This window comes from Peptoniphilus harei (assembly GCF_900454685.1).
In the GTDB taxonomy this organism is placed as follows: Bacteria; Bacillota; Clostridia; order Tissierellales; family Peptoniphilaceae; genus Peptoniphilus_A; species Peptoniphilus_A harei.
Genome location: NZ_UATM01000003.1, coordinates 1 through 7959, shown reverse-complemented (window position 1 = coordinate 7959; position 7959 = coordinate 1). Strand labels below are relative to the sequence as shown.

8 protein-coding genes and 1 riboswitch are annotated in these 7959 nt (G+C 33.6%); of the genes, 4 read left to right on the top strand and 4 right to left on the bottom strand.

All coding sequences use genetic code 11. The features are described from left to right. Nucleotides 1-110: 110 nt before the first annotated feature. Nucleotides 111-203, top strand: a riboswitch (SAM riboswitch). 125 nt (nucleotides 204-328) lie between these two features. The 4 genes from metK (DRZ96_RS00190) to DRZ96_RS00175 all read left to right on the top strand — a co-directional run bounded on the left by metK (DRZ96_RS00190) (nucleotide 329) and on the right by DRZ96_RS00175 (nucleotide 4073). Continuing rightward, entirely contained in the window at nucleotides 329-1501 is a 1173-nt protein-coding gene (gene metK / locus DRZ96_RS00190; RefSeq protein ID WP_112889216.1) for a methionine adenosyltransferase, read from the top strand. A 114-nt stretch (nucleotides 1502-1615) separates the two neighbouring features. Beyond that, nucleotides 1616-2572: a hypothetical protein gene (locus tag DRZ96_RS00185; protein WP_112889214.1), complete on the top strand. Its 957-nt coding sequence runs from the start codon at nucleotides 1616-1618 to the stop codon at nucleotides 2570-2572. 165 nt (nucleotides 2573-2737) lie between these two features. Beyond that, the gene (locus tag DRZ96_RS00180; protein WP_112889215.1) at nucleotides 2738-3655 is read left to right on the top strand and encodes an SAM-dependent methyltransferase; all 918 of its coding nucleotides are present in this window, start codon (nucleotides 2738-2740) and stop codon (nucleotides 3653-3655) included. Between the two features lie 139 nt (nucleotides 3656-3794). Beyond that, entirely contained in the window at nucleotides 3795-4073 is a 279-nt protein-coding gene (locus tag DRZ96_RS00175; protein ID WP_005957971.1) for an HU family DNA-binding protein, read from the top strand. 636 nt (nucleotides 4074-4709) lie between these two features. Here the strand turns inward: DRZ96_RS00175 and DRZ96_RS00170 are convergent. From DRZ96_RS00170 to metK (DRZ96_RS00155), 4 genes are all read right to left on the bottom strand, one after another. Continuing rightward, nucleotides 4710-4988, bottom strand: coding sequence for an HU family DNA-binding protein (locus DRZ96_RS00170; RefSeq protein ID WP_005957971.1), 279 nt, complete (start codon nucleotides 4986-4988; stop codon nucleotides 4710-4712). Nucleotides 4989-5127: 139 nt separating this feature from the next. Then, complete coding sequence (locus tag DRZ96_RS00165) at nucleotides 5128-6045, bottom strand: SAM-dependent methyltransferase (RefSeq protein ID WP_112889215.1); 918 nt, start codon at nucleotides 6043-6045, stop codon at nucleotides 5128-5130. 165 nt (nucleotides 6046-6210) lie between these two features. Beyond that, nucleotides 6211-7167 carry a hypothetical protein gene (locus tag DRZ96_RS00160; protein ID WP_112889214.1) on the bottom strand — a complete coding sequence of 319 codons (957 nt, stop codon included), beginning with the start codon at nucleotides 7165-7167 and terminating at the stop codon, nucleotides 6211-6213. Nucleotides 7168-7282: 115 nt separating this feature from the next. Continuing rightward, the coding region (gene metK, locus DRZ96_RS00155) for a methionine adenosyltransferase (protein ID WP_112889213.1) at nucleotides 7283-7959 on the bottom strand (677 nt) is incomplete at its 5' end.

Genomic DNA, 7959 nt, shown 5'->3' with positions numbered 1-7959 from the left:
TATTATGAGTATTATTACCTATCCTTTGGGAATATCCCTAATGAACTATTTTAATTTGTTGCACTAAGAATTTTTTAAGTGCTATAATCAAGCTACAAAATATAAATAATACCTTATTGAGAGTGGTGGAGTGAATGGGCACTGTGAAACCCGGCAACCTAGTTGGTGCTAAATCCCACAGATTTTTATCTGGAAGATGAGGTTTAATGGTCCTCACTTTTGCGTGGGGATTTTTTTATGGATTAAAATTTAAAAGACTTTATAAATTTGACTAAATAAAAAGATTCATACATTAAATCAAGGTATTTAAAATGGAGGAAAGAATAAAATGAAAAAATGGCAATTTAGTTCAGAGTCCGTAACAGAAGGACATCCTGACAAAGTTTGCGACCAAATATCTGATGCCATCTTAGATAAGATTTTGGCAGAAGATAAAAATGCAAGAGTAGCCTGTGAAACTATGGCATCCACAGGCATGATAGTTATAACTGGAGAAATCTCAACAGAAACTTATGTAGATTTTGAAAAAACTGCAAGAGAAGTCCTAGAAGATATTGGATATAACAGGGCCAAATTTGGCTTTGATGGAAACACTTGTGCAGTCCTATCTGCAATCAAGGAACAATCCTCTGACATAGCAATGGGTGTTGACAGGTTTAAGGAAGAAGGAGTAGATGAACTTGACTCCTTTGGAGCAGGAGACCAAGGGATTATGTTTGGATTTGCCTGCAACGAAACAGAAGAGCTAATGCCACTTCCAATTTCTCTTGCCCACAAGTTATCAAGAAGATTAACTGAAGTGAGAAAAAATGGTACACTTGACTACCTAAGACCAGATGGCAAGACTCAAGTTACAGTTGAATATGAAGAAGATAAACCAGTAAGACTTAAAAATGTTGTAGTTTCATCTCAACATGCTCCAGAAATTTCTATGGAACAAATTAGGGAAGATATAATAAGAGAAGTTGTAGAAAAGGTTGTTCCAAAAGAATTTATAGACAAGGACACAGAATTTTTCATCAACCCAACTGGCAGATTTGTTATTGGTGGACCAATGGCCGATGCGGGACTTACTGGTAGAAAAATAATAGTTGATACCTACGGCGGCTTTGGAAGACACGGCGGTGGAGCTTTCTCAGGTAAAGATCCAACAAAGGTTGACAGATCAGGTGCCTACTATGCAAGATACATTGCAAAGAACCTAGTGGCAGCAGGACTAGCAGAAAAAGTTGAAATTGGACTTGCCTATGCAATTGGTATTGCAAGACCAACTTCAGTTTATGTAGAAACTTTTGGCACTGGCAAATTATCTGACGAAGAAATCGAAAAGATTATTATGGAAAACTTCGATATGAGACCAGCTGCAATAATTCGTGACCTTGACCTATTGAGACCAATTTACAGACAAACTGCATCCTATGGTCACTTTGGTAGAAATGACCTAGACCTTCCTTGGGAAAAGACTGATAGGGTAGAAGACCTAAAGAAATATCTCAAATAAGACTGCGTTAAAAATTAAATTTAGGGTAAGATAAGAATAGCGGTTAAAAAAGACTAACTTAGTATGCTATAATTAAAGAGTAAATTTATTTTTAGAGTCGAGAAGAGGATGGTTATGAAGAAAACTTTTAATTATTTTAGAGCAAACCCATGTGGAAATATAACAGGATTTGTTGTAGCTCCTGTATATCCAGGATATAGAAAAGCTTACACAGACTGTATCATGGAACAAATAGATAAGGATGTAGAGCAAGTTGGATTTATTTCTCCAGCATATGAAGGTGCACCACTTAGGATGGATATGATGGGTGGAGAGTTTTGTGCCAACGCAACAAGAGCTTACGGACTTTACTCTGCAAGCTTCTATGACACAGATGGACTTGTTGATATAGAAGTCTATGTAAGTGGTCACGAAGGAACTACTGATGTTATTGCAGATGTTAAAAATCAAAAGGCTTATGTAGCTTTAGATGCTCCTATTGGCAGAGAAAAGCTAACAATAGATGGCAAAGACTGTACTCTTATTAAGCTTCCTGGCATTAGCCATCTAGTTGTTGAGGAAGAAGAAGATAAAGAATTTGTAGATAAGGCTCTTGAGGTCCTTAAAAAAGACCACAAGGACGAAGCCTATGGAGTTCTTTTCTTTAACAAGGAAAAACTAGAAATGATTCCTTACGTTTATGTAGAAGGTTCTGAAACTTTATTTAGAGAAGGTTCTTGTGGATCAGGAACTATTGCAGTAGTAAACTATCTTGAAGATGACATTGCAAAGCTTGATGAAGATTATAAGATTTCTATTAAGAATCCAGCAGGAGAACTTGAAGTTTTTGTTTATGAATTTGAAGACGGCAAGAAATTCTGTGTAGGTGGCAAGGTTGAACTTTCTGAAGTGGAAAAGAAATCTATAGAGATTCCACAAGACGTTGCCCTAGCAGTTATAGCTGAGCACGATAAGATTGTGGAAGAACACAAGAAGAAAATGGCAGAAGAAGAAAGTGAAAAGTCAGTTGATGAAAGTGACTTAACTGATGAAGAACTTAAAATAATGAGAGAAAAATTTGGATTTGATTAATCCACAAGAGGAGGGGAAGACCCCTCTTTTTTTATGTAAACTTTTAACAAAAAACCAAAATTATTTTGAATTTGAAAATAAAAAGAAGTTTGAAATTAAGATGAAGTTAATAAAAATTTGAAAACAATTAAAAGTTTATGTGTATAATGTAAGAAGGTGATTAGAATGATAAATGTTGTTGGACTTGGGTCCACTTCTTCAAGAGACCTTACCCTTAAAGCAGTAAAAATTATGAAAAATGGAAATAAAAATTTTTTGAGGACTGACAGGCATGAAGCCCTTTCTTTTTTTGAAGAAAATAAAATAGAATATGAGTCATTTGACTACTTGTACAATGAGATGGAAAGCTTTGATGAAGTTTACAATAAAATTGTAGAAGTTTTATTAGAAGAAGCTAAGGATAAGGAGATAAATTATTTTGTTCCAGGAACTCCCTTAGTTGCAGAAAAAACTGTTAGGCTCCTAATAGATAAAAAGGCTGATATAAATATTGTAAATGGAATTTCTTTTATTGAACCAGTTCTTGCTGGAGTGGGAAGAGACGCCGTTGATGGACTCTTATTTTTAGACTCAGATGCAAAGAAGTTTGACTTCGACACAAGACGTGATACCCTAATAACACAAGTCTATAACAAGAGAATTGCATCAGACCTTTCCCTCCTTCTTCAAGAAGTTTACAAGGAAGATGACATGGCTTATGTAATAACAAACGCTGGACTTGACGATGAGATTGTAAGGAAGGTTGAAATTTATAAACTTCCAAGGATTGATGACTACAACCACCAATCTTGCATTTACATTCCAAGGACAAGTGGCAAAAATCTTCCCCTAATTATGGATAGGCTTGAAGATATTCTGGAAAGAGAAGATATTTATCTAGATGACGATAGTTTTGAAAAGATAAAAAAACTTTTAATTGAAAAGTCTGAGGACTTATCCATGGACTATGAAAATGAGACAGACATCCTAATTTTATCTATATTATTACTTTTATTAAAAGACAAGGAAGGTCTAGTGGATTTCCGTGAAATTTATGATGAAATATACAAAAAATTGGATAAAATAGCGATTTTTTTAAAATAAATGTAGAAAATAAACTTAACTTAGGTTATAATTGTAACAGTCTTAGGAAAAGAGCCCTTTTAGATCTTGGAATATTAAAGGTTGAGAGGGTCTTAAACTAGGAAAAAGATTAAAGAAAATTCTTCAAGGAGGATATAAAATGAACAAATCAGAATTAGTAGCAAGCATTGCTGAAAAATCAGGTCTTACTAAAAAAGACGCTGAACAAGCTTTAAACGGATTTATCTCTTCAGTTCAAGAAGCTCTTGCTGACGGAGAAAAAGTTCAATTAGTTGGATTTGGAACTTTCGAAGTTAGACAAAGAAAAGCTAGAGAAGGAAGAAACCCTAGAAATCCAGAAGAAGTTATTAAGATTCCTGCATCTAAAGCACCAGTTTTCAGATCAGGTAAAGCTCTTAAAGAAGCTGTTAATAAGTAAGAAAAAGAAGGACTTATGTTTCTTTAAACTAGTTGATAAAGTAGCATAAGAACAATTTTTAGTACAGAATAGTGTAAGAAGGTTTTAATTCCTATCTTGCACTATTTTTGTATAATGAAAAATTATAAAGATGATAGCTTTTTAGGACTTAAGTATATGTAATTAAAAGTTAATTTATTTTTTATTATATATTAGGTTACCAGGCTTGAGAAAAATATTTGCTCAATGATTTAAAATTAAGGTGATCAAATCAACTCTATAATAAAGGGATATTATAAGTCTAAAATATTTGATCTTCAAGTAAAGTCTACAGTTTTCCTTAGTTAGTCTACTGTAGGAAGATCAAATATTTTAGACTTATAATATCCCTTTATTATAGAGTTGATTTGATCATCCTTAATTTTAAATCATTGAGCAAATATTTTTCTCAAGCCTGGTAACCTAATATATAATAAAAAATAAATTAACTTTTAATTACATATACTTAAGTCCTAAAAAGCTATCATCTTTATAATTTTTCATTATACAAAAATAGTGCAAGATAGGAATTAAAACCTTCTTACACTATTCTGTACTAAAAATTGTTCTTATGCTACTTTATCAACTAGTTTAAAGAAACATAAGTCCTTCTTTTTCTTACTTATTAACAGCTTCTTTAAGAGCTTTACCTGATCTGAAAACTGGTGCTTTAGATGCAGGAATCTTAATAACTTCTTCTGGATTTCTAGGGTTTCTTCCTTCTCTAGCTTTTCTTTGTCTAACTTCGAAAGTTCCAAATCCAACTAATTGAACTTTTTCTCCGTCAGCAAGAGCTTCTTGAACTGAAGAGATAAATCCGTTTAAAGCTTGTTCAGCGTCTTTTTTAGTAAGACCTGATTTTTCAGCAATGCTTGCTACTAATTCTGATTTGTTCATTTTATATCCTCCTTGAAGAATTTTCTTTAATCTTTTTCCTAGTTTAAGACCCTCTCAACCTTTAATATTCCAAGATCTAAAAGGGCTCTTTTCCTAAGACTGTTACAATTATAACCTAAGTTAAGTTTATTTTCTACATTTATTTTAAAAAAATCGCTATTTTATCCAATTTTTTGTATATTTCATCATAAATTTCACGGAAATCCACTAGACCTTCCTTGTCTTTTAATAAAAGTAATAATATAGATAAAATTAGGATGTCTGTCTCATTTTCATAGTCCATGGATAAGTCCTCAGACTTTTCAATTAAAAGTTTTTTTATCTTTTCAAAACTATCGTCATCTAGATAAATATCTTCTCTTTCCAGAATATCTTCAAGCCTATCCATAATTAGGGGAAGATTTTTGCCACTTGTCCTTGGAATGTAAATGCAAGATTGGTGGTTGTAGTCATCAATCCTTGGAAGTTTATAAATTTCAACCTTCCTTACAATCTCATCGTCAAGTCCAGCGTTTGTTATTACATAAGCCATGTCATCTTCCTTGTAAACTTCTTGAAGAAGGAGGGAAAGGTCTGATGCAATTCTCTTGTTATAGACTTGTGTTATTAGGGTATCACGTCTTGTGTCGAAGTCAAACTTCTTTGCATCTGAGTCTAAAAATAAGAGTCCATCAACGGCGTCTCTTCCCACTCCAGCAAGAACTGGTTCAATAAAAGAAATTCCATTTACAATATTTATATCAGCCTTTTTATCTATTAGGAGCCTAACAGTTTTTTCTGCAACTAAGGGAGTTCCTGGAACAAAATAATTTATCTCCTTATCCTTAGCTTCTTCTAATAAAACTTCTACAATTTTATTGTAAACTTCATCAAAGCTTTCCATCTCATTGTACAAGTAGTCAAATGACTCATATTCTATTTTATTTTCTTCAAAAAAAGAAAGGGCTTCATGCCTGTCAGTCCTCAAAAAATTTTTATTTCCATTTTTCATAATTTTTACTGCTTTAAGGGTAAGGTCTCTTGAAGAAGTGGACCCAAGTCCAACAACATTTATCATTCTAATCACCTTCTTACATTATACACATAAACTTTTAATTGTTTTCAAATTTTTATTAACTTCATCTTAATTTCAAACTTCTTTTTATTTTCAAATTCAAAATAATTTTGGTTTTTTGTTAAAAGTTTACATAAAAAAAGAGGGGTCTTCCCCTCCTCTTGTGGATTAATCAAATCCAAATTTTTCTCTCATTATTTTAAGTTCTTCATCAGTTAAGTCACTTTCATCAACTGACTTTTCACTTTCTTCTTCTGCCATTTTCTTCTTGTGTTCTTCCACAATCTTATCGTGCTCAGCTATAACTGCTAGGGCAACGTCTTGTGGAATCTCTATAGATTTCTTTTCCACTTCAGAAAGTTCAACCTTGCCACCTACACAGAATTTCTTGCCGTCTTCAAATTCATAAACAAAAACTTCAAGTTCTCCTGCTGGATTCTTAATAGAAATCTTATAATCTTCATCAAGCTTTGCAATGTCATCTTCAAGATAGTTTACTACTGCAATAGTTCCTGATCCACAAGAACCTTCTCTAAATAAAGTTTCAGAACCTTCTACATAAACGTAAGGAATCATTTCTAGTTTTTCCTTGTTAAAGAAAAGAACTCCATAGGCTTCGTCCTTGTGGTCTTTTTTAAGGACCTCAAGAGCCTTATCTACAAATTCTTTATCTTCTTCTTCCTCAACAACTAGATGGCTAATGCCAGGAAGCTTAATAAGAGTACAGTCTTTGCCATCTATTGTTAGCTTTTCTCTGCCAATAGGAGCATCTAAAGCTACATAAGCCTTTTGATTTTTAACATCTGCAATAACATCAGTAGTTCCTTCGTGACCACTTACATAGACTTCTATATCAACAAGTCCATCTGTGTCATAGAAGCTTGCAGAGTAAAGTCCGTAAGCTCTTGTTGCGTTGGCACAAAACTCTCCACCCATCATATCCATCCTAAGTGGTGCACCTTCATATGCTGGAGAAATAAATCCAACTTGCTCTACATCCTTATCTATTTGTTCCATGATACAGTCTGTGTAAGCTTTTCTATATCCTGGATATACAGGAGCTACAACAAATCCTGTTATATTTCCACATGGGTTTGCTCTAAAATAATTAAAAGTTTTCTTCATAACCATCCTCTTCTCGACTCTAAAAATAAATTTACTCTTTAATTATAGCATACTAAGTTAGTCTTTTTTTAACCGCTATTCTTATCTTACCCTAAATTTAATTTTTAACGCAGTCTTATTTGAGATATTTCTTTAGGTCTTCTACCCTATCAGTCTTTTCCCAAGGAAGGTCTAGGTCATTTCTACCAAAGTGACCATAGGATGCAGTTTGTCTGTAAATTGGTCTCAATAGGTCAAGGTCACGAATTATTGCAGCTGGTCTCATATCGAAGTTTTCCATAATAATCTTTTCGATTTCTTCGTCAGATAATTTGCCAGTGCCAAAAGTTTCTACATAAACTGAAGTTGGTCTTGCAATACCAATTGCATAGGCAAGTCCAATTTCAACTTTTTCTGCTAGTCCTGCTGCCACTAGGTTCTTTGCAATGTATCTTGCATAGTAGGCACCTGATCTGTCAACCTTTGTTGGATCTTTACCTGAGAAAGCTCCACCGCCGTGTCTTCCAAAGCCGCCGTAGGTATCAACTATTATTTTTCTACCAGTAAGTCCCGCATCGGCCATTGGTCCACCAATAACAAATCTGCCAGTTGGGTTGATGAAAAATTCTGTGTCCTTGTCTATAAATTCTTTTGGAACAACCTTTTCTACAACTTCTCTTATTATATCTTCCCTAATTTGTTCCATAGAAATTTCTGGAGCATGTTGAGATGAAACTACAACATTTTTAAGTCTTACTGGTTTATCTTCTTCATATTCAACTGTAACTTGAGTCTTGCCATCTGGTCTTAGGT